Origin of the sequence: Acrocarpospora sp. B8E8 (assembly GCF_039871605.1) — a bacterium.
Lineage (GTDB): Bacteria > Actinomycetota > Actinomycetes > Streptosporangiales > Streptosporangiaceae > Acrocarpospora > Acrocarpospora macrocephala.
This window is the reverse complement of the sequence record NZ_JBDPLV010000030.1, coordinates 1-23,619: the sequence shown is the minus strand read 5'-3', so window position 1 is coordinate 23,619 and position 23,619 is coordinate 1. Positions and strand designations below refer to the sequence as shown.

Genomic DNA, 23,619 nt, shown 5'->3' with positions numbered 1-23,619 from the left:
AAAAGGACACCCCCATGGCTCGTCTTCTCGGCCGCCTCGGCGGCGCGTCCGCGGCCCATCCGTGGCGCACGCTCCTCGCCTGGCTCCTCGCCCTGGTCGCCGCCGTCGGCGTGGCCGGGGTCGCGGGGGGCGACACCCATGACGACTACTCCATCCCCGGCATTCCCTATCAAGTGGGGACGGCCTATCTGGCCGAGCACTTCCCCGAACTGTCAGGCGCCACCGCCCGCGTGGTCGTCCACGGCGATCGGGCCGTTCCCGAGCCGCTGCTGACCGAGCTGGCGGCCCGGCTGAAGATGATGCGCGGCGTCGCCATGGTCGCGCCGCCCCGCCTGTCGGCGGACGGCGACGTTAAGGATGGAGACGTTAAGGATGGAGACGTTAAGGATGGAGACGTTAAGGATGGAGACGTTAAGGATGGAGACGTTAAGGATGGAGACGTTAAGGATGGAGACACGGCGCTGGTCGCGGTCAACTACCGCATCCCGGTGACCGACTTCTCCGGTTCGGAGGGCGTGGACGCGCTGCGCGCCGCGGCCGAACCGGTCGAGCAGGCGGGCTTCACCGTGGCGTTCGGCGGCGAGGTGCCGGAGAACTTCTCCGCGCCCAGCGGCTCCGCCGAGGCGGTCGGCGTGATCGCCGCGCTGCTGATCCTGGTGGCCGCGCTGGGCTCGCTGGTCGCGGCCGGGCTGCCCATCCTGGTCGCCCTGATGGGCCTGGGCGTCGGCACCTCCCTGATCACGCTCCTGGCGGCCGTGACCGACATTTCGTCAACCGCCCCCACCATCGCGTCGATGGTCGGCCTGGGCGTCGGCATCGACTACGCGCTGTTCCTGGTCAGCAGGCACGTGGAAGGGCTGCGCCGGGGCCTGTCGCCGCGCGAGGCGGCGGCCGAGGCCACCGCCACCGCGGGCTCCTCGGTGCTCGTGGCGGGCCTGACCGTGCTGGTCTCGCTGTTCGGTCTCAACCTGTCCACCCTGCCGGTGTACGCCTCGTTCGCGTACGCCACGTTCGCCACCGTGGGCGCGGTCATGATCGCCTCGATCACCCTGGTCCCGGCCATGCTGGGGCTGGCCGGCCGCCGGGTGCTGCCCCGCCGCGAGCGCACCGGCGACCCGGTCCGTACGGCGCTGCGCACCGGCCCCACCCGGACCGAGCGCTGGGCGCGCTGGGTCGGCGCCAGGCCACTGCGGTCCGCGCTGGCCGCCCTGGTCGTGCTGCTCGCCCTGGCGGCCCCCGTGCTGGGCATGCGCACCTGGCCGCAGGACGCGGGCAGCCAGCCCGAGAGCAACACCACCAGGGTCGCCTACGACCTGGTCGCCGCGGAGTACGGCCCCGGCGCCAACGGCCCGATCGTGCTCGCCATGCCCGCTCCGCTGGCCGCCCAGGTGGCCGCCGCCCTGCCCGGCCAGGTCGGCGTCAAGGCGGTCACGCCCCCGCTGATCCAGGGCCAGGCGGCGGTCCTCACGATCGAACCGACCACGGGACCGCAGGACGAGCGCACCACGGAGCTGGTCAAGCGGCTGCGCGCCACCCTGCCCGACGGCGTGATGGTGACCGGAACCGTCGCCGGATTCGGTGATATTTCCGACCGGCTGGCCGAGCGGCTGTGGATCGTGATCGCGTTCGTGGTCGCCCTGTCCCTGCTGCTGCTCACCCTGCTGTTCCGGGCCCCGGTGGTGGCGCTGAAGGCGGCGGTGATGAACCTGCTCTCGGTGGCGGCGGCGTACGGCGTGATCACCGTGGTCTTCCAGACCGACGCGGGCGCGCGCCTGGTCGGGCTGCCGCACGGCGGGCCCATCTCCAGCTGGGTGCCGATCCTGATGTTCACCGTGCTGTTCGGCCTGTCCATGGACTACGAGGTCTTCCTGCTCTCCCGGATCAGGGAGGACTGGCTGGCCACCGGCGACGCCCGGGGCAGCGTGGTGCGCGGCCTGGCCGCCACCGGCAAGGTGATCACCAGCGCGGCGGCGATCATGGTCGCGGTCTTCATCGGCTTCGCCCTGGACCCGGACGTGACCGTCAAGACCACGGGGGTCGGCATGGCCACCGCCGTGCTGATCGACGCGACCGTGGTCAGGATGGTGCTGGTGCCCGCCACGATGGCCCTGCTGGGGCGGGCCAACTGGTGGCTGCCCGGCTGGCTCGACCGGCTGCTCCCGAAAACCGCGCACGCGGCGGCTCCTGAGCGGGAATTGGCCCGACTCTATTAATGAGAAAGTCGTGATCTGGACAGCCGCAGCGGTGAATCGCCTGGTCGGTGGCTATGCGGCTGGCTATGGGACGGGTTTTCTCATTAATAACCGCCTGGAACGGTGAAGATCGCCCAGACGACCTTGCCGGTGCCCCGCAGGATGGTCCAGCCCCAGGTGAGGCTCAGCTCCTGGACCAGGAGCAGGCCACGCCCGGACTCGGCGAAATCATCCTCGGGGCACATCATCGGCACCCGCTCGCTCGGGTCGCGGACCGCGCAGGCGACGTGCACGCTCTGGTTGACCAGCCGCAGCTGGACGGGGGCGCCGGACGCGCCGGAGTTCATGCCGTCGGGCAGGGCATGCCGCAGCGCGTTGGTGACCAGCTCGGATACCACCAGCTGGACATCGTCGGCGACCTGCGGCAGGCCCCACTCGCGCAGGGTCTGGACGGCGAACCTCCTGGCGACCGAGGCCGAGCCCGCACCCGCTCGCAGAGCGCAGCTGGCGGGTGCGGGCCAGCTCAAGTCAGGCCCCACAACCGACTCGAACTCCGGAATGAGCCAAGAAGGCGCGGTCGCGGCTCCTAGCCCTGCCAGATGTGCGGTCATCGCCGTCCTTGAAGGTGAACTTTCGGCCTTCCCTGTAACATCATATGCAATCACGGATGCACGTGCATCGGTACGTACATCCCCAGATTCCCGGTAAATATTCGTAACCGCGGAGTTGTCAGCTCGGGTCTAAGATCGGCTACCCGCAACGTGCCCGCAATGCGACAATGGTTCACTGTTCCGGCAATCGTTCGTCCAGCCCTGGAGTCGACGTGAACGTGGCGCCTGACACAAGCGAGGAACCTCGCGTCCTCCCGTATTCGCGCGGCGGTCCCACCGTGCTGCGCATCCTGCTGGGCGCGCAGCTCAGGCGGCTGCGCCGGGCGAAGGGGATCTCCCCAGACGACGCGGGGCACATCATCCGCGCCTCGCACGCGAAGATCAGCCGCCTGGAGCTGGGCCGGGTGAGCTTCAAGGAACGCGACGTCGCGGACCTGCTCACCATGTACGGCCTGACCGACCCCGACGAGCGGGCCGTCCTGCTCACCCTGGCCAGGGAGGCCAACACCCCCGGCTGGTGGCACAAGTACAGCGATCTGCTGCCCAGCTGGTTCGAGGTCTACGTCGGCCTTGAGGAGGCCGCGGCGGTCATCCGCAGCTACGAGGTCCAGTTCGTGCACGGCCTGCTGCAGACGCCGGATTACGCCCGCGCGGTCATCAAACTCGGCCACGAGGACTCCCCGGACGACGAGATCGGCCGCCGGGTCGCATTACGCGTGGCCCGGCAGAAGCGCCTGGAGGGCCCGGACGGGGTCAAACTCTGGTCGGTGATCGACGAGGCCGCGCTGCGCCGACCGCTCGGCGGCGTCGAGGTGATGCGCGGGCAGATCGAGCACCTGCTCGACGCAACTCGTAACCCGAATGTGACCCTGCAGATCGTGTCGTTCGACCGGGGCGGCCACGCCGCCGCCGGCGGCCCGTTCACCATCCTGCGGTTCGACGAGCGCGAACTGCCCGACGTGGTCTATCTGGAGCAGCTCACCAGCGCCCTCTACCTGGAGAAACCCGAAGAAGTCGACCGTTACATGCAGGTCATGAACACCCTCTGCGTGGAGGCCATGCCGGTCTCCCGGACCGCCGCGTTCCTGGAGGACATCCTCAAAACTCTCTAGCGTGCAAACACACCTGCAAACACAACTGCAAACACGGATGCACGTGCACGGCATAGTCTTGCTCTCCAGAACGAGAAATCTGGAGGGCACGATGGACCACGTCCCCAACGCGAACGACCTGAGCGGCACCACGTGGCGCAAGAGCACCCATAGCAATCCCAGCGGCAGCTGCGTCGAGGTGGCCCGCCTCGCCGACAACAAGGTCGCCTTCCGCAACTCCCGCTTCGCGACAGGTCCCGCGCTGGTCTTCGGCCGCGCGGACATCGCCGCGTTCCTGCGGGCGGTGAAGTCGGGCGAGTTCGACGATCTGGTCGCGCGGACCTGATCTCGGCTGGAACGCTCTTGAGCGCCGCGTTCCGGGAGCGGCGCTCACGAAGGTTTGACCACCGCTTTTGATCATGGCCGCCCGCCGCGCCTGCTCGCCCGCCAGGGCGATATACAGGGGGCGTGAAGTTGGACGAGCTGGATCGTGCCATCATCGGGGCCCTCGTCGAGGACGCCCGATCGACATATGCGGAGATCGGCGGCCAGGTCGGGCTGTCGGCTCCGGCGGTGAAGCGGCGGGTGGATCGGCTGGTGCAGACGGGGGCGATCACCGGATTCACCGCGCAGGTCGAGCCGTCGGCGCTGGGGTGGACCACCGAGGCCTACGTGGAACTGTTCTGCCAGGGGAAGACCTCGCCGAGCGCGATCGCGCTGGCGGTGTCGCGGCTGCCCGAGGTCGTCTCGGCCTGCACGGTCACCGGGGAGGCCGACGCGTTGTTGCACATCAGGGCCACCGACGTGCGCCATGTCGAGCAGGTCATCGAGCGCATCGCCGCCGAGCCTTTCGTGGTGCGGACCAAGAGCGCGATCGTGCTCACCCGCCTGATCACGTCCCGTCCGGCGTAACGAATCGCCGGTCGGGCCCCGGAAAACGCAATCGATCACCGCTGAGGCGCAATGTCGCCGCATTGGCGAGAAGTCGCGGCATTTCTACCCTGAAGACAGCAACCCAGCCCTCTTTGTGGAGAAATTTCGTGATTCCTGCGCACATGACCGTGGGTCTTCCTGACCATCGGGTCGCGACCACCCGGCATTTCCTGATGTGCCGACCCGAGTTCTTCGGAGTCACGTACCGGATCAATCCGTGGATGGATCCGGCGTTGGGAGCCAGCGCGGCGACAGCCGTACGGCAATGGGAGGCCTTGAAGAGCGCGTACGAGTCGCTCGGGCACAAGGTGAGCGCGATCGATCCGATCGACGGGCTGCCGGACATGGTGTTCGCGGCCAACGGCGCGCTGGTCGTGGACGGCAAGGTCTACGGCGCCCGGTTCGCGCACCCGGAGCGGGCCGCGGAGGGCCCGGCCTACCTGGACTGGTTCACCCGGCGGGGCTATCCGGTCAAGGAGGCGGCCTTCACGAACGAGGGCGAGGGCGACTTCCTCACCCTGGACGAGATCATCCTGGCGGGCACCGGGTTCCGTACCGACACCGCGGCGCACATGGAGGCGCAGGAGTTCCTGGGCCGGCCGGTGATCACGCTGCGGCTGGTCGACCCGCGCTTCTACCACCTGGACACCGCGCTGTTCGCGCTCGGCGACGGCAACGTGGCCTACTACCCGGGCGCGTTCTCCGAGGGCAGCCTGAAGGTGCTGCGGCGGCTCTTCCCGGACGCGGTGATCGCCGGCGAGGCGGACGCGCTGGTGCTCGGCCTCAACGCGGTCAGCGACGGTAAGAACATCGTCATCAACGCCGAGGCGGACGGGCTCTGCCATACCCTGACCAGGCATGGTTATCAGGTCGTTCCCGTCGAACTGACCGAGCTGCGCAAAGCCGGCGGCGGGCCCAAGTGCTGCACTTTGGAGATCCGCCTGTGAACACCCGGGATTTCATCGAGCTGGCCGAGAGCCGCAGCGCGCACAACTACCACCCGCTCCCGGTCGTCATCGCCTCCGCCGAGGGCGCCTGGGTCGTCGACGTCGAGGGCAAGCGCTACCTGGACTGCCTGGCGGGATACTCCTCGCTCAACTTCGGCCACGGCAATCCCGAGATCCTGGCCGCCGCCCGGGCGCAGCTCGACCGGCTCACGCTGACCAGCCGGGCTTTCTACCACGACCAGTTCGCGGCGTTCGCGGATGGGCTGACCGACTTGTGCGGCAAGGACATGATCCTGCCGATGAACACCGGCGCCGAGGCGGTGGAGACCGCGATCAAGGTGGCGCGCAAGTGGGGCCACGAGGTCAAGGGCATCCGCGAACCCAACATCATCGTGATGGAGGACAACTTCCACGGCCGTACCACCACGATCGTCAGCTTCTCCACCGACCCGGACGCGCGCGACGGCTTCGGCCCCTACACGCCGGGCTTCACGATCGTGAAGTACGGCTCCGCGGAGGCGATCCGGGAGGCCATCGACGAGAACACGGTGGCGGTGCTGATCGAGCCGGTCCAGGGCGAGGCGGGCGTGCTCCTGCCACCGGACGGCTACCTCCCGCAGGTCCGCGAGATCTGCACCTCGGCCGGCATCCTGATGATCGCCGACGAGATCCAGTCCGGCCTCGGACGCACCGGCGAGACGTTCGCGTGCGACCACGAAGGCGTCATTCCGGATATGTACGTCTTGGGGAAGGCCCTGGGCGGTGGCATCGTCCCGGTTTCCGCAGTGGCCGCGAACGCGGACGTGCTCGGTGTGATCAAGCCAGGCCAGCACGGATCAACATTCGGCGGCAACCCGCTGGCCTGCGCGGTCGGCAACGCGGTAATCGCCATCTTGAAGCGCGGCGAGTTCCAGGCCCGGGCCCGCGAACTCGGCGCCACCCTGCACGACCGCCTGAGCACGCTCCCCGGCGTGGTCGCGGTCCGCAGCCGCGGCCTGTGGGCAGGCATCGACATCGACCCATCCCTGGCAAGCGGCCGCCAGGTCTGCGAGTCCCTAATGACCAAGGGCGTCCTCGCCAAAGACACCCACGGCTCCACCATCCGCCTGGCTCCCCCACTGGTCATCACCGCCGAGGATCTTTCCTGGGCGATCGACCAACTCGCCGCAGTGCTCAGCGAGTTCCAAGCCCGGTCGACGAAACTCTAAGCCGGTCTCCCGGGTAGCGGTACTCGGGAGATTTCGGTGAGTTCGGGTGGGTCCGCGACGGTCGTCGGGCTGTACCAGCGCGCTTCGGGGATGCCGTCGGCCGGGAAGGTCAGCGTGGCCAGGGCGTTGGAGAACCATGGGCCGTTGGTGATCCGCCATTTGAAGGGTGGTTTGGGGAGTCTGGCGGTTCTGGCGATCAGGCCGCCGACCAGGGTGGCGACGCCGAACTGGGCGATGATGTTGGCCAGGCGGAGCGTGCGGCTGAGGGGGTTTCTGATCGGGGAGCAGACCAGCTGGTAGAGAGGCGCCCCCTTGACCTTGGCCACATACGAGTAGTGCACGTCTCCGGACAGCAGGAGCACGGTCTTCCCTGTTCCGGCCAGCATGGTGCATAGGCGTTCGAACGAACGGCGGAACGCCGCCCAGTGCTCCAGATCGACAGCTTGGCGGACACGTTCGGACCATCGGGCCACCCGCTTGCCCCACGCGCCGTCGGCGAGCGCTTCGTTCCAGGCTTCGACGTGGTGGATTCCAGCCGGAAGCAGGACAGGAACCGACGAGCCGACCAGGAGCATGTCGTACTCCCCCGCCACCTGTTGCTCCAGCCAGGCCCACTCGGTCGCGTCCAGCACCGACCGCTCCCCCGGCACCAGATGCCGCGCGCACCGCGTGTCCAGCATGATCAGCCGGATGCCGCCATAGTCCCGCGCGTAACTCCACCGGCTGGTGGTCGGATCGGCGTCGGCCCGTTCCGCGAAAGCGTCGAGGATCTCGGCTCCGTCCTCCGCCTCCCGGATCTTCCCGTAGACCTCGTCGACGGCCCGCTCGGCCGGCGTCAGATTGCCCAGATGCTGGTAGACCCAATACGCCCCCAGCCCCGCGACCACCCGGCGCCTCCACCACGCGATCTTGGCCATCTGCTCCCGCCACGGCTGCGAGGTGTTCCAGTCATCCCGCAGATCATGATCGTCAAAGATCATCGCGGTCGGCACCGTGGACAGCACCCACCGGATCTCCGGATCCGTCCAGGCCTGCCGATACAACTCCGCGTACTCCTCGAAGTCCGCGATCTCATCCACCGGCGCGGCACTCCCCCGCCGTTCCCGGATATATCCCTTTATCTCCGCCGACGGCTCATCGGCGTACACCTGATCCCCCAACATCAGCAACAGATCAGGCAGCTGATCGTCAACCGTCATCCCATGCCCATAAGCCCGAAGCGTGTCCACCCCATGACTGACCAGATGCGCCGCGTCATGCGGCACACTCGTCCGGCACGACCCGAACACCACCTTCTCCAGCCGCCGCACCGGCCGGACAACACTCCGCTCCATCCCCTCCTCGGGCCACACCCCCACCCCGTCCAACTCCACCTGGTACGGCACCGCCTCCCGAACCGGCACATCAACCACCGCATAGTGATGCCCGTGCACCGTGAAAGTGCGCTCCGAAACCCGCTCCTCCCCCGCCACCACGGTGACCGTGCACGACGCACTGGTCTCAACCCAAACAGTCGCCGTGAACCCATCGACATGCCGCAACAACGGCCCGATCACCAGGTGTGCCACCCCCAAGTGATACCGCAGGCACGACATCGCCCGCACCCCCGCGCGACGATCAGCCGGCCAACGCCCCGCGCAGGAACACTTCCGTGATCGCCGCGGCCGCCGGTTCGACGCCGAGACCGCCGAGGCCACCGAGCATCACCCGCACCTTGATCCCTTCCAGCAGGCTCAGATAGACCTCGACCAGCGCCTCGCGCGACAGGTCGGACCGCAGCGCCCCCTCCTCGGCCGCGCGGTCGAACAGAGCCCGCAGCGGCCCCATCATCGCCGTGTCGGCCGCCTCCTTCTGGGCCTCCGTCAGCGGGAACGAGCCGAGCCCGCGGTATTTCAGCATCCCGGCGAGGACGGCCCGGGTGCCCCGGGCGAACGCCTCGGGGATCGGGATGTCGTCGAGCCGGGCATCGGCCAGCCGCTGGGCCACCTCGGCGAGGCCGGCCTCGAGCAGGGCGGCCAGCAGCGCCTCGCGGCTCGGAAAGTAGCGATAGAGGGTGGCGCGGCCGACGCCCGCCGCGGTGGCCACGTCGGTCATGCTCACCGATTCGCCCCGCTCGGCGATGAGCGCCGCGGCCGCCTCCAGAATGCCGCTCGCCACGTGATCTCTGAGCGCTTGTCCTCGTACCATCACCCCCACTATACATCTCCGACTCATGGTGAGACACTCTGTCTCATGACTAAGGATCTTCATGGGCGTACCGTCGTGATCACCGGTGCCAGTTCCGGCATCGGCGCGGCCGCCGCCCTTCGTCTGGCCGAGCGGGGCGCGACCGTCGTCGCGGTCGGGCGCTCCGCCGGGCGTACGCGGGAAATCGCGGCCCGGCTCGGCACGGAGCCGCAGATCGCCGACTTCGCCAGGTTCTCCGAGGTACGCGCGCTGGCCGGCCGCCTGCTCGACCGCTACCCGCGCATCGACGTGCTGGCCAACAACGCGGGCGGGCTGGTGTCGGAGCGACGCGTCACCACCGACGATCACGAGCTGACCTTCCAGGCCAACCATCTCGCGCCGTTCCTGCTGACGAAGCTTCTGCTGCCGCGGCTGCGGGAGAGCGGCGCCCGGGTCGTGACGACCGCCAGCGTCGGCAACCGGTTCGGCAAGCTGGACCTCGACGACCTGGAGTGGACGCGACGCCGCTACGGCGGCGGCTGGATCGCCTACTCGACGAGCAAGCTGATGAACATCCTGTTCACCCGGGAACTGGCCCGCCGCGAGGCCGGGGTGACGGCGGTCTGCTTCCATCCGCGGCGGGTCGCCGCGGAACGCGGGGTCGAGCAGGAGATCCGGTTCGCGTCCGGCTCCGGGCTGGTCGGAGTGGTGAGCCGGATCCCGCTCATCCGGCGGGTCGCGCTCGGCGCGGCGGACGGCGCGGGCCCCTTGATCGCCCTGGCGAGCGCGTCCGAGGTCGCCAACGGCGCCTACCACGACGGGCTGCGGGCCGGGGCGAAGGTCAACCCGCAGGCCGATGACGCCCAGCTCGCGACACGGTTGTGGGAGCTCTCGGAGGCTTACGTCTCGGCGTAGACGCAAGCGGCGCCGTCGGCATCGGGTTGCGACACGCTCCAAAACGGCCAACAGGCAGACCTATTCCGCCGACTCGGCATATTCCCCCGAGGGCCGACGCCAGGATTGGATCACAGGTAGAGGCGTCGCACGGGGACCGGTGCCGGTGGGAACGTTCCGTCAATGACGACGGGACGGGCCGGAGCCGTCCCCGTGCGGCGCACCGACACTAGATGGAGGAGAACTCTCCGACATGACCATCATGGACTTCCCGACAACGACGTCGGGAATTCAGGGCATGGCTCCGGGGCAGCAGGCGTTGGACGCCGCCCGGTTCCAGCTCGCCGAGGCGGTGCGCTTCCTCGGGCTTGATGACGGCCTGCATCGCATGCTGGCCACACCGCGCAGATCCCTGACCGTCTCGGTTCCGGTACGGCGGGAGGACGGCCGGATGGAGGTCGTCCAGGGATATCGCGTGCAGCACAATCTCTCGCGCGGCCCGGCGAAGGGCGGCATCCGCTTCCACCCGGACACCGATCTGGCCGAGGTCACCGCGCTCGCCATGTGGATGACGTGGAAATGCGCTCTCGTCGGGATCCCGTACGGCGGCGCGAAGGGCGGCGTGGCCGTGGACCCGGGCACGCTCACCACCCGCGAGCTGGAGCGGATGACCCGGCGGTACGCCAACGAGATACAGCCCCTCATCGGACCCGAGAAGGACATCCCGGCTCCGGACGTCGGCACCGACGAGCAGACCATGGCGTGGATCATGGATACGTACAGCGTGAACGCGGGTTATTCCGTACCGGGTGTCGTAACCGGGAAGCCGACCACGCTCGGCGGGTCGCTCGGGCGGGCGGGCGCGACCTCGCGCGGGGTGCAGATCGCGGCGCTGGCCGCGCTGGGCTGCGCCGAAGGCCGTACGGTCGCGGTGCAGGGGTTCGGCAAGGTGGGGGCGCTGGCGGCGCAGTACCTGGCGGACGCGGGCTGCCGGGTGGTGGCGGTCTCCGACGCGTCCGGCGCGATCTACTCGGAGCGGCTCGATGTCGCCGATGTGCGCGCGTGGGCGGGTGCGAACGGCGGGGTGCCCGGCTACCCGCACGCGGACGCGATCACCCATGACGAGCTCCTCGAACTCGATGTGGACGTGCTGGTCCCGGCCGCCCTGGAAGGGGTGCTGACCGGCGCGAACGCGCCTCGGGTGAAGGCGCGGCTGATCGTGGAGGGGGCGAACGGGCCCACCACCCCGGCAGCCGACCTGATCCTCGCCGATCAGGGCACCACGATCATCCCGGACATCCTGGCCAACGCCGGCGGCGTCATCGTGTCGTATCTCGAATGGGTGCAGAACACCCAGGCCTACTCGTGGAGCGCCCACGAGGTCGAGGTCAAGTTACGCGACCTGATGGAGGGCGCGTTCCGCGAAGTGAACACGCTTGCCGCCGACCGCGGGCTGACCCTGCGCGAAGCGGCACACGCGATCGGGGTCGGCCGGGTAGCCGAAGCACACCGGCTGCGTGGCCTCTACCCCTGAGATCCGCCCTGAGTGACGATCTGCTCGCAGAGGAGATGGGTCTCCAGAGCGTCATCGGCATCGAGCAGCCTGCCGGCACCGACCGCGTCCAGGAAGGTGTGGCAGGCCTGCTCGATGCCGCGTTGCCGGGAGACCGGCGTCCAGTCCGGCCGCCGGACGAGCGTCTCGCCAGGGGTGAAGTCGACGACGTCGCCGAGATTGAGCACGCGGCGTTTGATGCCGCCGCCCATGGTTTCGCAGGTCTCCTCGGCGGCGCCGCTGACCCTGCTCATGATCCCTAGCGCCGTGAATCCGTCCCCCTCGAGTTCGAGGACGACGTGTTCGAGCAGCCCGCCGACCACCCGCGTCCTGATCCGGGTCCCGGTGACCTCGCCCGGAGCCAGGAACCGCAGCGTGTCGACCACGTGGATGAAGTCATCAAATATCGCGACTCGTGGATCTTCGGCAAGGTTTGCCCGGTTCTTTTGCATGATCACCAGGTCGCGCGGGAGTCCGGCCAGAACCACGTACGCGGGGGCGTACCGGCGATTGAACCCCACCATCAGCGAACGTTCGCGCAACCGCGCCAGCCGGACGAGTTTCTCCGCGTCCACGAAGTGATAAGCGAGCGGTTTGTCGACGAAGACGTGCACACCCGCGTCCAGCAGCCCGCTGACGATCTCCACATGCGCGGCGGTGGCCGCGTGCACGAAAGCCGCGTCGATCCCATCGGCGATCAGATCATCCACCCGCGAGAACCGGCCGGACACCCGGTAGGTGTCACCCACCCGCCGCAATGTCCGCGGGTCACGCGTGCAGAGCCGTAAGTCCAGCCCGGGGGTGGCGGCGAGCACCGGCAGGTACGCCTTCGCGGCGATATCGCCGAGCCCGATCACTCCAATACGCAGCATCCCCCGACCCTACATAAGACGACATCACCGGGTTTGCGCGGCGAGATGCTGCATGCTCGCCTTGAGGGCCTCATCGATGGGTGTCGGCGCGACGCCGAAGGTCTTCTGGAACGCGGAGGAGTCCAGCACGAACGGCCGGTCGAACTGGTAGCGGGTCTCGCGGAGCTCCCGCATGAACGGCATGAACAGCCCCAGAGCCGCGACCCCCCACACGGGGATCTCCGTGATCCGGGGAGATCGCGTCCCGGCCAGGATGGCGACACGCTCGGCGACCTGCCGGATGGTGAGCGGCGGCACCGTCGGTACGTGCCAGGGCCGCCCCCAGGCCCGCTCATCCGTTCCCGCGATCACCAACGCCCGCGCCACATCCGGCAGGTACGTCCACGAGTGCGGAATATCGGGATCACTCAGCACGACGGCCCGCTTGCCCGCCGCCACCGGACCGATCACCTGCATGGACAGGTACGCCTGGTCCGTGGACCCCGGACCGAAATAGTCGGACCCGCGCACTTCGGTGGCCCTGATCCGCCCGGCCTCGTGGCTGGCCAGCACCTGCCGCCACATCTCGGCCCTGACCCTCGCCTTGTGGCCCGTCGCGGCCGGCGGAAGGTCCTCGGTCATGACGTCCACGGGGCCGTACATGTACAGGTTGCCGACCATGGCCAGCACGGCGCTGTTGGCCTCCGCGGTGCGGAGGAGCGCGTTCGCGATGGGCGGCCAGTCGGTCGGCCAGCGGTGATATTTCGGGTTCACGCAGTTGTAGAGGACATCGGCTCCCCGGGCGGCGCGGCCGAGCGCGTCGGCGTCCGCGGCATCGGCGGCGACCTTCGTGATGCGCTCGGACCCGGAGCCTGACCGGGACACCAGGACGACCTCGTGCCCCTGCGCGTCCAGGATTTCGGCGACCTGGCGGCCGACCTGACCCGCTCCGACAATGACGTGCTTACCCATGATGTGCTCCTATTTCTCGGCTTCGGCCTTGAGTGCGGACAAGTAACGTTCGTGTCCTTCGCGGAGCTTGTCCGGGCCGTACAGCACGGAGGCGAAGGGCCCGGCGAGGGATTCGGACATGGTGACGCGGGTCCTGGCGTCGTCCAGGGACTCCAGCAGGTGCCGGTCCACGGCCTTGTAGCCGAAGACGACGCCGGTCCAGGTCAGTTCGCGCCCCGGATCGATCACGGCGAACCTGGAGGTGATCTTCATGCTGCCCAGCTGCCACCGGAAGAACGCGCCCGGGGCCATCTCGGTCAGATCGAGCACCCGATACTGCGGATACCACGCCGGCCAGCCGCGAAGGTCGCTCATGACCTCCCATACCCGGTCGACCGGCGCGTTCACGACGACGCTGGAGGTGGAGACGATCGGCGCCTTCTCGTCGATCCGGCCGCGCAGCGCGTAGTCGGTGTGCAGCTTCTCGAGGGATGGCCCCCGGTAGAACAACCCATTCATCGGCGTCCCCTTCCTTATGAGAGCAATGCTCTCTCATTAGAGCACTACTCGTCAAGAGCACTGCTCTCGATTTATCGCGGCGCTCTGATATGGTGCCCACGTGAACGCAAGCCGTACCGCACGGGAACGTGTCCGGGCCGAACTGGTCCGGGAGATCACCGACATCGCCCGAGTCCAGCTGGCCAGCGAGGGGGCGAGCGGCCTGTCGCTGCGCGCGGTCGCGCGCGAGATGGGCATGGTGTCCTCCGCCGTGCACCGCTATTTCCCGACCAAGGATGATCTGCTCACTGCCCTGATCGTGGACGGTTACAACTCCGTGGGCGCCGCCGTCGAGGACGCGGACGCCGCAGGCCCGCCGGACGACTTCGGCGCGCGCTGGCTGACCGTCTGCCACGCGGTCCGGAACTGGGCGCTGGCCCGCCCGCACGAATACGCGCTGATCTACGGCTCACCGGTCCCCGGCTACCGCGCCCCCGAGGACACGATCGGCCCGGCCAGCCGCGCCACCACCGTCTACGGGCGCATCCTCGGCGACGCCCACCGCGCCGGGCGCCTGTCGCCGCCGGACATCTGCCCCCCGGTCCCGCCCATGCTGAGCGCCGACGCCGAGATCATCAGATCCCTCATGCCCGGCGTCTCCGACGACGTGATCACCCGCGCCATCACCGCCTGGACCGGCCTGTACGGCATGATCAGCTTCGAGCTCTTCGGCCAGTTCGACAACGTGGTCACCCACCGGGCCGAACTCTTCGACCACAACATGCGGGGCCTGGCCCGCTTCCTCGGCCTCCCCGACTAGTTCCGCCGGGACTGCTCCAGCTCGGCGAGCAGTTCCCGCTGCCCCACCAGCAGCTCGGTGAGGATCCCCCGGGCCGTCCGCATCAGCTCGGACACATCCGGCCCGGTCAGCTCGTAGGCGACGGTCGTCCCGTCGCGCCGGGCCGTCACCAGCCCGGCCCGGCGCAGCACCGCGAGCTGCTGGGAGAGGTTGGGCGCTTCGACCTCCATCTCGACCAGCAGGTCGCGCACGTGTTTCGGCCCTTCGCACAGGAGCTCAAGCACCCGGATGCGAAGCGGATGGCCGAGGGTTTTGAACAGTTCGGCCTTGGCCTGGTAGAGCGGCACGGGCATTACTAGACGCCCTGCTCCGTTTCGTACTGCTCCGTCTCGCCGTCGTCGCTCCGGTTCGCGGCGGGCGCCCCGTCGACGCCCAGTTCCCGTCGCAGCGACTCCAGGTCGCCGCCATCGCGATATTTCAGCTCGCGAGCGACCTTCACTTGCTTTGCCTTGGCCCGACCCCGTCCCATGGCCTCTCCTCCTCGCTTGCCATGATGGGCAATTTAGCAAATCTGCAAGTGTCAGCCTAACGTGAGCCGCCGACAAAAAACTCGGCTCCGGGCCACCTCGCCAGGTGGCCCGGAGCGAATGTCAGCGGTGCGCTCGGTTGACGGCCGAGATGATCGCCTTCAACGACGCGGTCGTGGTGTTGGCGTCGATGCCGACCCCCCAGAGGGCCTGCCCGCCGATCTCCCCCTCCACGTAGGAGGCGGCCTTCGCGTCCGTGCCGGCGCTCATCGCGTGCTCGGTGTAGTCGAGCACCCGGATATCCACCCCGACCGAGGCGAGCGCGTCGCAGAACGCCGAAATCGGCCCGTTCCCCCGGCCCTGGATCTCGCGGATCTGCCCGTCCACCCGCACGTCCGCGCTGATCACGTCCTGCCCGTCGGCGGAGGACACGTTCCGGTGCGCGAGCAGCCCGAGCCGCCCCCACGGCCGGTCGGGATTGGGCAGGTACTCGTCGGTGAACACCGCCCACATCGCGGCCGGCGTCACCTCCCCGCCTTCGGCGTCGGTGCGCGCCTGCACCACCCGCGAGAACTCGATCTGCAGCCGTCGCGGCAGGTCAAGGTGGTGGTCGGCCTTCATGATGTAGGCCACACCGCCCTTGCCCGACTGGCTGTTGACCCGGATGACCGCCTCGTACGTCCGCCCGATGTCCTTCGGGTCGATCGGCAGGTACGGCACCGCCCACGCGAACTCGTCCACCGGCACCCCGGCCGCGGCGGCGTCCCGCTCCAGATGCTCGAGCCCTTTCTTGATCGCGTCCTGGTGCGACCCGGAGAACGCGGTGTAGACGAGTTCGCCGCCCCACGGGTGACGCGGATGCACGGGCAGCTGGTTGCAGTACTCGACTACCCTGCGAATCTCATCGATGTCGGAAATGTCGACCTCGGGGTCGATGCCCTGCGAGAACAGGTTCATGCCCAGCGTGATCAGGCACACGTTGCCGGTGCGCTCGCCGTTGCCGAACAGGCAGCCCTCGATCCGGTCCGCGCCCGCCTGGTATCCCAGCTCGGCGGCGGCCACGGCGGTGCCCCGGTCGTTGTGCGGGTGCAGGGAGAGGATGACCGAGTCCCGGTAGGCCAGGTTGCGGTGCATCCACTCGATCTGGTCGGCGTACACATTCGGGGTGGCCATCTCGACGGTGGCCGGCAGGTTGAGGATCACCTTGCGGTCCGGGGTCGGCTGCCACACGTCGTTGACGGCGTTGCAGACCTCCACCGCGTATTCCAGCTCGGTGCCGGTGAACGACTCCGGCGAGTACTGGAAGTAGATCTCGGTGTCGCCCATGTCCTCGGCGAGCTTCTTGCACAGTTTGGCGCCCTCGACCGCGATGGCGGTGATGCCGTCCTTGTCCTGACCGAACACGACCCGGCGCTGCAACGTCGAGGTGGAGTTGTACAGGTGCACGATGGCCTGCTTGGCGCCCTTCACCGACTCGAAGGTGCGCTCGATCAGCTCGGGCCGCGCCTGGGTCAGCACCTGGATCACCACGTCGTCGGGGATCCGGCCCTCTTCGATGATCTGGCGGATGAAGTCGAACTCGGTCTGCGAGGCGGCCGGGAAACCTACCTCGATCTCCTTGTAGCCCATCCTGACCAGCAGCTCGAACATCTTGAGCTTGCGGTGGGCGTCCATCGGGTCGATCAGGGCCTGGTTGCCGTCCCGGAGGTCGACCGCGCACCACCGCGGCGCGCGGTCGATGACCTGATCAGGCCAGGTGCGGTCGGTCAGGCGGATCGGCTCGAAGGGGCTGTAACGCTGGAACGGCATGGGGCTGCGCTGCTGCTGGGGATACACGGAAGGGCTCCTGGTGGTCGGGTTCACAGAGAAGTGGCCGACGCGCATGGCTCGCTCCGCGACGAGGGAGCCGGCCTAGCTTCTACAGGCCCTCGCCGCGGCAGCTAAGAAGCAGACCGCGCAGCATGTCTTGCACAGTAGCAGACGCAGGAGAACACCCGAGACCGCTCAGCCGGTCAGCACCTCCAGCAACTGCTGGACCCGCCCGGCCACCGAGGCCCGCCCATAGGCCAGGTAGTGCCGGGGATCGACCACTTTGGAGTCGGTCAATCCCCCACGAATTCCAGCGGTGAACATGACGTTCAGCTGGGTCGCGATATTGATCTTTGTCATCCCATGCCGGACGGCCCGGACCAGCCCCGCGTCAGGCACCCCCGACGAACCGTGCAGCACCAGCGGCACCTCGACCGCCTCCCGCAGCCGCGCGATCAGCTCGAAGTCCAGCTCGGCGTCCTGCGTCACCATCGCGTGCGACGTCCCCACCGCCACCGCGAGCGCGTCCACCCCCGTCGCCTCCACAAAGGCCGCGGCCTCGGCCGGATCGGTACGAACCCCCGGCGCGTGCACCCCGTCCTTCCCGCCCACCTCCCCCAGCTCCGCCTCCACGAACACCCCGGACCGCCGCACGATCTCCGCGGTGGCCGCGACATTCTCCTCGTACGGCAACGCCGACGCGTCGAACATCACCGACGAGAACCCCAGCTGCACCGCCCGCTCCACCAGCTCCCAGGTGGTGGCGTGATCGAGATGCACCGCGACCGGAACCCGCGCCGCGTCGGCGACCGCCAGGCAGGCGGCCCCGATCGCGTCGATCCCCCCGTGATAGGCGACCGTGTTCTCGCTGACCTGCAGGATCGCCGGCTCCCCGATCCGTTCCGCCCCTGTCACGATGCCCACAGCGTGCGCGATCTCGATCACGTTGAACGCGCCCGCCCCCACCCGCCGCCGCCGGGCGTTGTCGATGATCTCGGCGGTGGTGATCAGCGTCATCCGGTCACGACCGAACGGGACAGATGATCAGGGCTGTCGCAGTTCAGCCCCCGATGCCGCGCGAAGGCCACCGCCAGCCGATGCACCACAACCAGCTCCGCCTGCGGATCAGCCGCCGCCACCCTGAGCGTGGCCCCCGTCCCGACAATCGCGCCGATGACGTCCTCGGGCAACGGCGCCAGCGACCACACCAGGCTCCGCGGCCCCGCGCACGCGATCGGCCCGTGCCGGTATTCCAGCGTCGCGTACGACTCCGTCCACAATTTGGCCGCCTCCCGGCACTTGAGCGCCGCCTCCTCGGCCAGCCCCAGCGTCCACCCGGTCCCCAGGAAGACGACGTGATCGAAGTCCGCGGGATCCGGCAGCGGCTCCGCGAGGGCACGCTCGGCCTCGGCGGGCAGTCCGCTCACGTCCTCGCCGATCGAAGCGCGCAGCAGCGTAAGCGCCGAGGTGGCGAAGCGGGTCTGCACCACCGATCGTTCGTCGGCGAAGTCCAGCAGCACCTGGCGGTGGGTCAGCTCGGTGATCGGCGACCCGGGCGTGCCGGTGATCGCGACCGTGGTCATGCGCTCGGACAGCTGCTCCGCCAGCGGCAGCAGATCGCTGGTCGTGCCCGACCGCGACAGCAGGATCGCCATGTCGTACGGATCCTCGTCGGCGAACTCGGTGGCGATGGTGGCCCTGGTCCGCCCCCGGCCCAGGCTCTGCCGGCGTCGCGCGTACGCGTCGAGGATGTAGAACGAGGTTCCGCAGCCGACCCCGAGCACGTTCAGCCCGGCTCGGGGCAGATCCGCGTACGGGACAGCCAGGGTCCTGGTCCACATCTCCGGCTGGCTCTCGACCTCGGCTTGGGTATGGCTCACCGCTGCGTCTCCCACTTTCGGCAACATCACCGACAACCTCTCAAAACTCTCAAATCTGTCAAACCAGACCAGTAACTGGCGTGGTGATCTCCGGGACGTAGAGTGTCGGAAAAGCGAGAAGGAGGCACGGACATGCGGGACAACGAGATCCTCTCCAGGATCGGCGAACTGGTGGAAGAGGAGCGGGAGCTTCGCGAGCGGCTGGCCGCGGGCCAGGTCTCCAGCAGCGAGGAGCGCTCCCGGATCAAGACCCTGGAGGAGTCCCTGGACCAGTGCTGGGACCTGCTCCGCCAGCGCCGCGCCAAACGCCAGGTCGGCGACAACCCCGACAACGCGGAAACCCGCTCGGTGACCGAGGTCGAGGGCTACCGTCAGTAAACGCGCGCCCCGTCCAGCTGCTTGTCCGACCTCGGCACGGCTACCCGTCGACCCCGAGCTACCGCCAGTAACGCGCGCCCCGTCCGGCTGCTTGGGGTGCGGGTGACCTCATCGCTATAAGCGGATAAATCCGGTCGCTCGGAGCCCGCGCCAGAGGGTTTGCTGGACGCATGGACATCGAGCGTCTCGACTACGCCGACCCCGGCGACCGCCTGCACGCGTTCCACGCCATCGCCGCCGCCGATGAGGCTCCCGGCCCCGTCTCGTCCTTTCCGCGCTTCGCCGTGGTGGCCGAACACGGCTGGACGGCCGAATACGGCGAAACCTACGTCGCCCGCCTCGACGGCCAGGTCGTCGGCGGAGTCGCGGTGCACATCCCGGGCACCGACAACACCCACGCGGCGCTGTTACGCATCTTCCACGTCAGCTCCGCCCACCGCCGCCAAGGCATCGGCACCGCCCTGCTCGAACGCGCCATCGCCCGCGCCCGAGCCCACGACCGCCAGATCCTCTTCGCCGAAGCCCTCCCCGACTCCCCCGGCGGCGCCTTCGCCCGCAAACACGGCTTCGAAGCCGCCTCCGCCCAGGCCAGACGCATCCTCGACCTGACCTCCGTCGACTGGACGGCGTACGAGAAGGGGGTGGCGAGCCTCTCCCCCGACTACACCCTCGACCGCTGGCAGGACGCGGCCCCCGACGACCTCGTCGACGACGCCGCCACCCTGATGGGCGCCATGAACGACGCCCCCTCCGACGGCCTGGACACCGAACCCATGCGCTGGACCGCCGCCCGCATCCGCAGATTCGAAGCAGGCTGGGCCAAAGGCCAGCAAACCGCCTACACCACGATCGCCCGCCACCGCGCCACCGGCCGCCCCGTCGGCTTCACCCGCATCATCACCGACCACACCCCCAACGACTGGGGCCGCCAAACCGACACCGCCGTCCTCCGCGAACACCGCGGCCACCGCCTCGGCCTCATCATGAAACAGTCCAACACCACCTGGTTCCACACCGAACAACCCACCGCCACCAAAATCATCACCTGGAACGCGATCACCAACACCCACATGATCGCCATCAACGAACAGCTCGGCTACCGCCTCCTGGACGTCTGGAACGAGTGGCAATTGTCGCTCTAGAGGAACGGGCCGCCGGTTCCTTCGACCGGGTCTTTGGCCGGATGCTTGGCGAGCTACAGGTAAGGCAGAGTTGTGTGGCGTCCGAGCATTTAGCACCAAAGAAAGAAACGGCCTGGCCTGTGTGTCACTCTTGGTCCAGCCCGGAATGTGCCATTAGAATTCGCCTGGGCGGGATTTTCGGATTGTTTCGCACATATCGATGATCGCCGAGACCACGAGGTCCGGCTCGTCAATATGCACGTGGTGGCTTGCATTTTCGGCGATGACATGGCGGCTGTTGGTCGACAGGGTGGCGAGGTCCTGCTGTAACGGCATCCAGATCTTCATCCACCTACGCAGGAACTCAGCATCTGCGAAGCCGTAGTAGGTGTCGACTGCGGTCATGCTACGGGTGATGACCGTTAGCGGCAGGTCGCCAAAGTCACGCCGCTCGGCAGCAAATGCCTTCCTGTTCGCTGAGCCGTTCTGTACGAGTTCGGCGACGACGGCGCGACGCCGCCGAGTGGTCAACGCCAGCGCCACAGCAGCCCCGACCCAATCGGCGGGGACGGTCAGGGCGGCCTCGTCATGGTAATCGCGATGACCCAGGAACCGGACACGGGTCCGCTCGATCCCGCGCGGCCTGAGGACATAGCGGGTGAGCGCCCGCTGCCACCGGCCGAAGTCGCCCATCCTCCAGCCGAACTCTTCCACGATCTCCTCGGAGGACCGTTCGTGGCTGGCATCGACGAGGATCAGACCCGCGGCCTTTTCCGGGTGGCGCGCCGCGTAGACCCTGATGATCGACCCGCCGAGGGAATGACCGACCAGAACATAAGGGCCGGGGATATCGGCGGCCTCAAGGGCAGCGTGAAGCTCCTCGGCCAGTTCCACGGCCGAGCGGCGGCCCGGAACCCACTCCGACCAGTCGAGCCCGCCACGGTCGTACAGCACCACCCGGTGATGGGGCAGGAGCCGACGCTGGATTCTCACCCATTCCAAGCAACCGGAACCGAGGCTGGTCACAACCACGACCGTCGGGCCGTGATCGCCTTCACACCACACGTGCAGGCGGCGGCCATCCACATCGACGAGCTTTCCCGGGGGAGGAAAGCGGCGCATGTCTTGCCGCTCGCCAAGAATCTGGTGCGCGGCACTGGCCAAGGCGGCCGTTCCCATGATCCATGCTCCGGCCTTCACCAGGCGGGAGGCTCTCGTGGGGCTCACAGAGGCACTCCTTCGCTTCACGAGGCGACTGGGTGTTCGTCTTGATCGATCATTAACCCATGACGTTGATCCAGCTCACAGTGACATGCGCGATGCCTTTGCCAAGAATGGAAGACACCGCCTTCGAGAGTAGTTCACCGCAGAATAACCATCCCGGATTTTGCCTCAACAGGCCAGTGGCTGAGTTCGGCGATTATCCCGCCCAGAAAGTTAAACTTGCTTCCCGATACGCCAGTGTCCCGGCCGAGAATTATGTGCGGGTAGCCACGGTTGATGCGCTCGCCGAGCTGGATGTCCAGGCCCTCGACGAAACCTTCGAGTTGGGCGATGGTGTCAGGCGCCGATCGTCGTGGCCGATACCCACCACGTGGTGTCCAGGCCCTGGGCTGGTACCGGCCGCATGCTGGCCTCCTCGTTCATCGACTTCGCCGCAGCGTCGAGCTGCTCCCGCAGGGTGAACAGGCCGAGCTTCGTCCGCTCCTCGTACGGGAGCCAGTCCAGCGCCAACCTGCGCACCACCCAGTCGATCACTGACCGGACACGCGGAATGTCCGGATCGTCGGTGCTGCCATTTGGGACGAAGTACAGGTTGCGGTGCTCGGCTATAAGCTCGGCGAGCGGCACGTGGTGCCGAACCGCGATCGTTAGCGCCATCGCGTACAGGTCCATGAGACCCGACGTGGCTGTGCCGTGCTTGCCCCACTGCATCACCACGTCGGACAGCAGACCGTCGTCCCCGGCGGCGGCGATCAGCGTGAAGGACTCCCCGCCTATTGTGACCTGCGTGGTGTGACCCCTGCGCCGTCTCGGCATCTGCCGCCGACCGACCATTTGCATAGCCTCTCCCCAATGTGTTGTGTTCTTGCACCGCCTGGACCACCAGATGTGGGGGCACGATCTTAATCAGGTGCCCCTGCGGATGTCCCGGACTTCAGTACTCGCAGGCGGCGAGGATCGCGTCGATGTCGGCGACCTGGCGGGCCCGCTTGACCGCCTGCTCCACCAGGCGAGGCCCGTCCGGGCTCACGAGTTCCACCGCCGCATCCTGAAGCGCCACGGCGACCCGCCTCAGGGTGTCCCCGCCGACCGCCAGAGAACCGCGAAGGAAGAACCCATCGGCGTGATCGCGGTACCCGAACAGCTCGCCCGGCAGCAGCGCCACTCCTGCGGTGTGGAGCAGGACCGCGAAAGCGTCGATACCGCTCGACGCCCCCGGCATTAACCGTGGGGAGACCCGCAGCGGCAGGAACCAGCCGCCCTCGGGCGGCTCGATCTGGAAGGCGTCGAACCCGACAGCACCGTTCACCAGGTCTATCCGATGGGTCAGGTCTCCCAGAGCCCGCTGGTAGCGGCGATTCCAGTCGTCAATCCACGACTGCGGGGTCAGGCACAGCGCAGCCGCGGCGGTCAGCTCGGTGATCTGCGGCACTCGGCCGTGTGCGAGCACCGTTCGGTAGTGAGCAACTGACTGGAACAGCCACGGGTTGGTGGTTGTCGCGAACGCGATCCGGGCGGTGGGCAGCGCGAATGTCTTGGACGCGGTGACGACCGATAACGTCCAGTCGCTCATCTGCCCCAGGGCCGGTGCGCCCAGGTCCTCCCCGTTGATCGACGCGATCGGCTGGCCCTTCACGCTGGCGCGGAGGTAACTGCCCACGTATACGTCGTCGGCCAGCACATAGACCGGGCGGTCCTTGCGCTGTGCGTTGTGTGTCAGCACGGCGTGCGCAATGGCACGGGCGCGCGCGGGGGTGAGGACCTCGCCGTTGGCGTTGTTGACCAGCGGTACGTAGATACTGCGCGTACAACCCCTCGGCTTGCGGGATAGCCCGCCGATACCAGCCGGACCAGTCCGCCCGTCGGTCTCGGCGCCACCCGCTTGCGCCGCGACGAGCCGGCGCCTCCTACCAGCGCGGGCTACATCGTGATGGCCGATCCGGAGGGAAACGAGTTCTGCTTGGACTGAACGACGGGGAACTTCACC

25 protein-coding genes and 1 pseudogene are annotated in these 23,619 nt (G+C 68.1%); 12 read left to right on the top strand and 14 right to left on the bottom strand.

From position 1 onward, the window contains the following. Positions 1 to 14 precede the first annotated feature (14 nt). Positions 15 to 2,213, top strand: coding sequence for an MMPL family transporter (locus ABGB08_RS27035; RefSeq protein WP_347595034.1), 2,199 nt, complete (start codon positions 15 to 17; stop codon positions 2,211 to 2,213). Between the two features lie 83 nt (positions 2,214 to 2,296). Here ABGB08_RS27035 and ABGB08_RS27030 read toward each other — a convergent pair whose 3' ends face one another. Then, positions 2,297 to 2,803 carry an ATP-binding protein gene (locus ABGB08_RS27030; RefSeq protein ID WP_347595031.1) on the bottom strand — a complete coding sequence of 169 codons (507 nt, stop codon included), beginning with the start codon at positions 2,801 to 2,803 and terminating at the stop codon, positions 2,297 to 2,299. 218 nt (positions 2,804 to 3,021) lie between these two features. Between ABGB08_RS27030 and ABGB08_RS27025 the strand changes: the two genes are divergently transcribed. From ABGB08_RS27025 to rocD, 5 genes are all read left to right on the top strand, one after another. Beyond that, a complete protein-coding gene (locus ABGB08_RS27025) occupies positions 3,022 to 3,915 on the top strand; it encodes a helix-turn-helix transcriptional regulator (RefSeq protein WP_347595283.1) in 894 nt (297 codons plus the stop codon). Positions 3,916 to 4,006: 91 nt separating this feature from the next. Continuing rightward, on the top strand, positions 4,007 to 4,240 hold the full coding sequence (locus ABGB08_RS27020) for a DUF397 domain-containing protein (protein WP_155352618.1): 234 nt from the start codon (positions 4,007 to 4,009) through the stop codon (positions 4,238 to 4,240). 122 nt (positions 4,241 to 4,362) lie between these two features. After that, entirely contained in the window at positions 4,363 to 4,806 is a 444-nt protein-coding gene (locus ABGB08_RS27015; RefSeq protein WP_155352619.1) for an Lrp/AsnC family transcriptional regulator, read from the top strand. 143 nt (positions 4,807 to 4,949) lie between these two features. Next, positions 4,950 to 5,774, top strand: a complete 825-nt coding sequence (gene ddaH, locus ABGB08_RS27010) for a dimethylargininase (RefSeq protein ID WP_347595280.1) — start codon at positions 4,950 to 4,952, stop codon at positions 5,772 to 5,774. Beyond that, a complete protein-coding gene (gene rocD / locus ABGB08_RS27005; protein WP_347595026.1) occupies positions 5,771 to 6,982 on the top strand; it encodes an ornithine--oxo-acid transaminase in 1,212 nt (403 codons plus the stop codon). Before ddaH ends, rocD begins: the two co-directional genes overlap by 4 nt. Here the strand turns inward: rocD and ABGB08_RS27000 are convergent. Both ABGB08_RS27000 and ABGB08_RS26995 read right to left on the bottom strand, forming a co-directional pair. Beyond that, entirely contained in the window at positions 6,979 to 8,550 is a 1,572-nt protein-coding gene (locus tag ABGB08_RS27000; protein ID WP_347595023.1) for an alkaline phosphatase D family protein, read from the bottom strand. The genes rocD and ABGB08_RS27000 overlap by 4 nt on opposite strands. Before the next feature lie 49 nt (positions 8,551 to 8,599). Beyond that, a complete protein-coding gene (locus tag ABGB08_RS26995) occupies positions 8,600 to 9,169 on the bottom strand; it encodes a TetR family transcriptional regulator (RefSeq protein WP_347595020.1) in 570 nt (189 codons plus the stop codon). Positions 9,170 to 9,214: 45 nt separating this feature from the next. Here ABGB08_RS26995 and ABGB08_RS26990 point away from each other — a divergent pair, with 45 nt between their 5' ends. Both ABGB08_RS26990 and ABGB08_RS26985 read left to right on the top strand, forming a co-directional pair. Further along, on the top strand, positions 9,215 to 10,063 hold the full coding sequence (locus ABGB08_RS26990) for an SDR family NAD(P)-dependent oxidoreductase (protein ID WP_347595017.1): 849 nt from the start codon (positions 9,215 to 9,217) through the stop codon (positions 10,061 to 10,063). A 232-nt stretch (positions 10,064 to 10,295) separates the two neighbouring features. Then, positions 10,296 to 11,576: a Glu/Leu/Phe/Val dehydrogenase gene (locus ABGB08_RS26985; RefSeq protein ID WP_347595014.1), complete on the top strand. Its 1,281-nt coding sequence runs from the start codon at positions 10,296 to 10,298 to the stop codon at positions 11,574 to 11,576. On the opposite strand, the gene ABGB08_RS26980 is transcribed toward ABGB08_RS26985, so the two are convergent. Genes ABGB08_RS26980 through ABGB08_RS26970 form a run of 3 tightly spaced genes read right to left on the bottom strand, consistent with a single transcriptional unit; the run spans position 11,567 to position 13,915 of the window. Further along, the gene (locus ABGB08_RS26980; protein WP_347595011.1) at positions 11,567 to 12,466 is read right to left on the bottom strand and encodes a Gfo/Idh/MocA family oxidoreductase; all 900 of its coding nucleotides are present in this window, start codon (positions 12,464 to 12,466) and stop codon (positions 11,567 to 11,569) included. The two genes, ABGB08_RS26985 and ABGB08_RS26980, sit on opposite strands and share 10 nt — an antisense overlap. A gap of 24 nt (positions 12,467 to 12,490) precedes the next feature. Beyond that, positions 12,491 to 13,417 carry an NAD-dependent epimerase/dehydratase family protein gene (locus ABGB08_RS26975; RefSeq protein ID WP_347595008.1) on the bottom strand — a complete coding sequence of 309 codons (927 nt, stop codon included), beginning with the start codon at positions 13,415 to 13,417 and terminating at the stop codon, positions 12,491 to 12,493. Between the two features lie 9 nt (positions 13,418 to 13,426). Continuing rightward, the gene (locus tag ABGB08_RS26970; protein WP_347595005.1) at positions 13,427 to 13,915 is read right to left on the bottom strand and encodes an SRPBCC domain-containing protein; all 489 of its coding nucleotides are present in this window, start codon (positions 13,913 to 13,915) and stop codon (positions 13,427 to 13,429) included. 100 nt (positions 13,916 to 14,015) lie between these two features. Between ABGB08_RS26970 and ABGB08_RS26965 the strand changes: the two genes are divergently transcribed. Further along, positions 14,016 to 14,714 carry a TetR/AcrR family transcriptional regulator gene (locus ABGB08_RS26965; protein WP_347595002.1) on the top strand — a complete coding sequence of 233 codons (699 nt, stop codon included), beginning with the start codon at positions 14,016 to 14,018 and terminating at the stop codon, positions 14,712 to 14,714. Here the strand turns inward: ABGB08_RS26965 and ABGB08_RS26960 are convergent. The 5 genes from ABGB08_RS26960 to ABGB08_RS26940 all read right to left on the bottom strand — a co-directional run bounded on the left by ABGB08_RS26960 (position 14,711) and on the right by ABGB08_RS26940 (position 18,909). Next, on the bottom strand, positions 14,711 to 15,046 hold the full coding sequence (locus ABGB08_RS26960) for a metalloregulator ArsR/SmtB family transcription factor (RefSeq protein WP_347594999.1): 336 nt from the start codon (positions 15,044 to 15,046) through the stop codon (positions 14,711 to 14,713). The two genes, ABGB08_RS26965 and ABGB08_RS26960, sit on opposite strands and share 4 nt — an antisense overlap. Before the next feature lie 2 nt (positions 15,047 to 15,048). Beyond that, positions 15,049 to 15,222 (bottom strand): DUF3073 family protein, encoded by a 174-nt coding sequence (locus ABGB08_RS26955; protein WP_347594996.1) that lies wholly within the window; start codon positions 15,220 to 15,222, stop codon positions 15,049 to 15,051. Between the two features lie 121 nt (positions 15,223 to 15,343). Then, entirely contained in the window at positions 15,344 to 17,056 is a 1,713-nt protein-coding gene (gene leuA / locus ABGB08_RS26950; RefSeq protein WP_347594993.1) for a 2-isopropylmalate synthase, read from the bottom strand. A gap of 168 nt (positions 17,057 to 17,224) precedes the next feature. Further along, positions 17,225 to 18,046, bottom strand: a complete 822-nt coding sequence (locus ABGB08_RS26945; protein WP_347594990.1) for a class II fructose-bisphosphate aldolase — start codon at positions 18,044 to 18,046, stop codon at positions 17,225 to 17,227. Continuing rightward, a complete protein-coding gene (locus ABGB08_RS26940; RefSeq protein WP_347594987.1) occupies positions 18,043 to 18,909 on the bottom strand; it encodes an SIS domain-containing protein in 867 nt (288 codons plus the stop codon). The genes ABGB08_RS26945 and ABGB08_RS26940 overlap by 4 nt, the downstream gene beginning before the upstream one ends. A 132-nt stretch (positions 18,910 to 19,041) precedes the next feature. Between ABGB08_RS26940 and ABGB08_RS26935 the strand changes: the two genes are divergently transcribed. Together ABGB08_RS26935 and ABGB08_RS26930 are read left to right on the top strand one after the other, a co-directional pair. After that, a complete protein-coding gene (locus tag ABGB08_RS26935) occupies positions 19,042 to 19,287 on the top strand; it encodes a DUF2630 family protein (protein ID WP_155352631.1) in 246 nt (81 codons plus the stop codon). 170 nt (positions 19,288 to 19,457) lie between these two features. Continuing rightward, on the top strand, positions 19,458 to 20,429 hold the full coding sequence (locus ABGB08_RS26930) for a GNAT family N-acetyltransferase (RefSeq protein ID WP_347594984.1): 972 nt from the start codon (positions 19,458 to 19,460) through the stop codon (positions 20,427 to 20,429). 153 nt (positions 20,430 to 20,582) lie between these two features. Here ABGB08_RS26930 and ABGB08_RS26925 read toward each other — a convergent pair whose 3' ends face one another. From ABGB08_RS26925 to ABGB08_RS26915, 3 genes are all read right to left on the bottom strand, one after another. Further along, on the bottom strand, positions 20,583 to 21,587 hold the full coding sequence (locus ABGB08_RS26925) for an alpha/beta hydrolase (protein ID WP_347594981.1): 1,005 nt from the start codon (positions 21,585 to 21,587) through the stop codon (positions 20,583 to 20,585). Between the two features lie 381 nt (positions 21,588 to 21,968). Beyond that, positions 21,969 to 22,472, bottom strand: coding sequence for a hypothetical protein (locus ABGB08_RS26920; protein WP_347594978.1), 504 nt, complete (start codon positions 22,470 to 22,472; stop codon positions 21,969 to 21,971). A 94-nt stretch (positions 22,473 to 22,566) separates the two neighbouring features. Then, a complete protein-coding gene (locus ABGB08_RS26915; RefSeq protein ID WP_347595277.1) occupies positions 22,567 to 23,430 on the bottom strand; it encodes an aminotransferase class I/II-fold pyridoxal phosphate-dependent enzyme in 864 nt (287 codons plus the stop codon). A gap of 75 nt (positions 23,431 to 23,505) precedes the next feature. Here ABGB08_RS26915 and ABGB08_RS26910 point away from each other — a divergent pair. Next, positions 23,506 to 23,601 (top strand): annotated as a pseudogene (locus tag ABGB08_RS26910) (VOC family protein); the annotation flags it as partial. Positions 23,602 to 23,619: the final 18 nt, after the last annotated feature.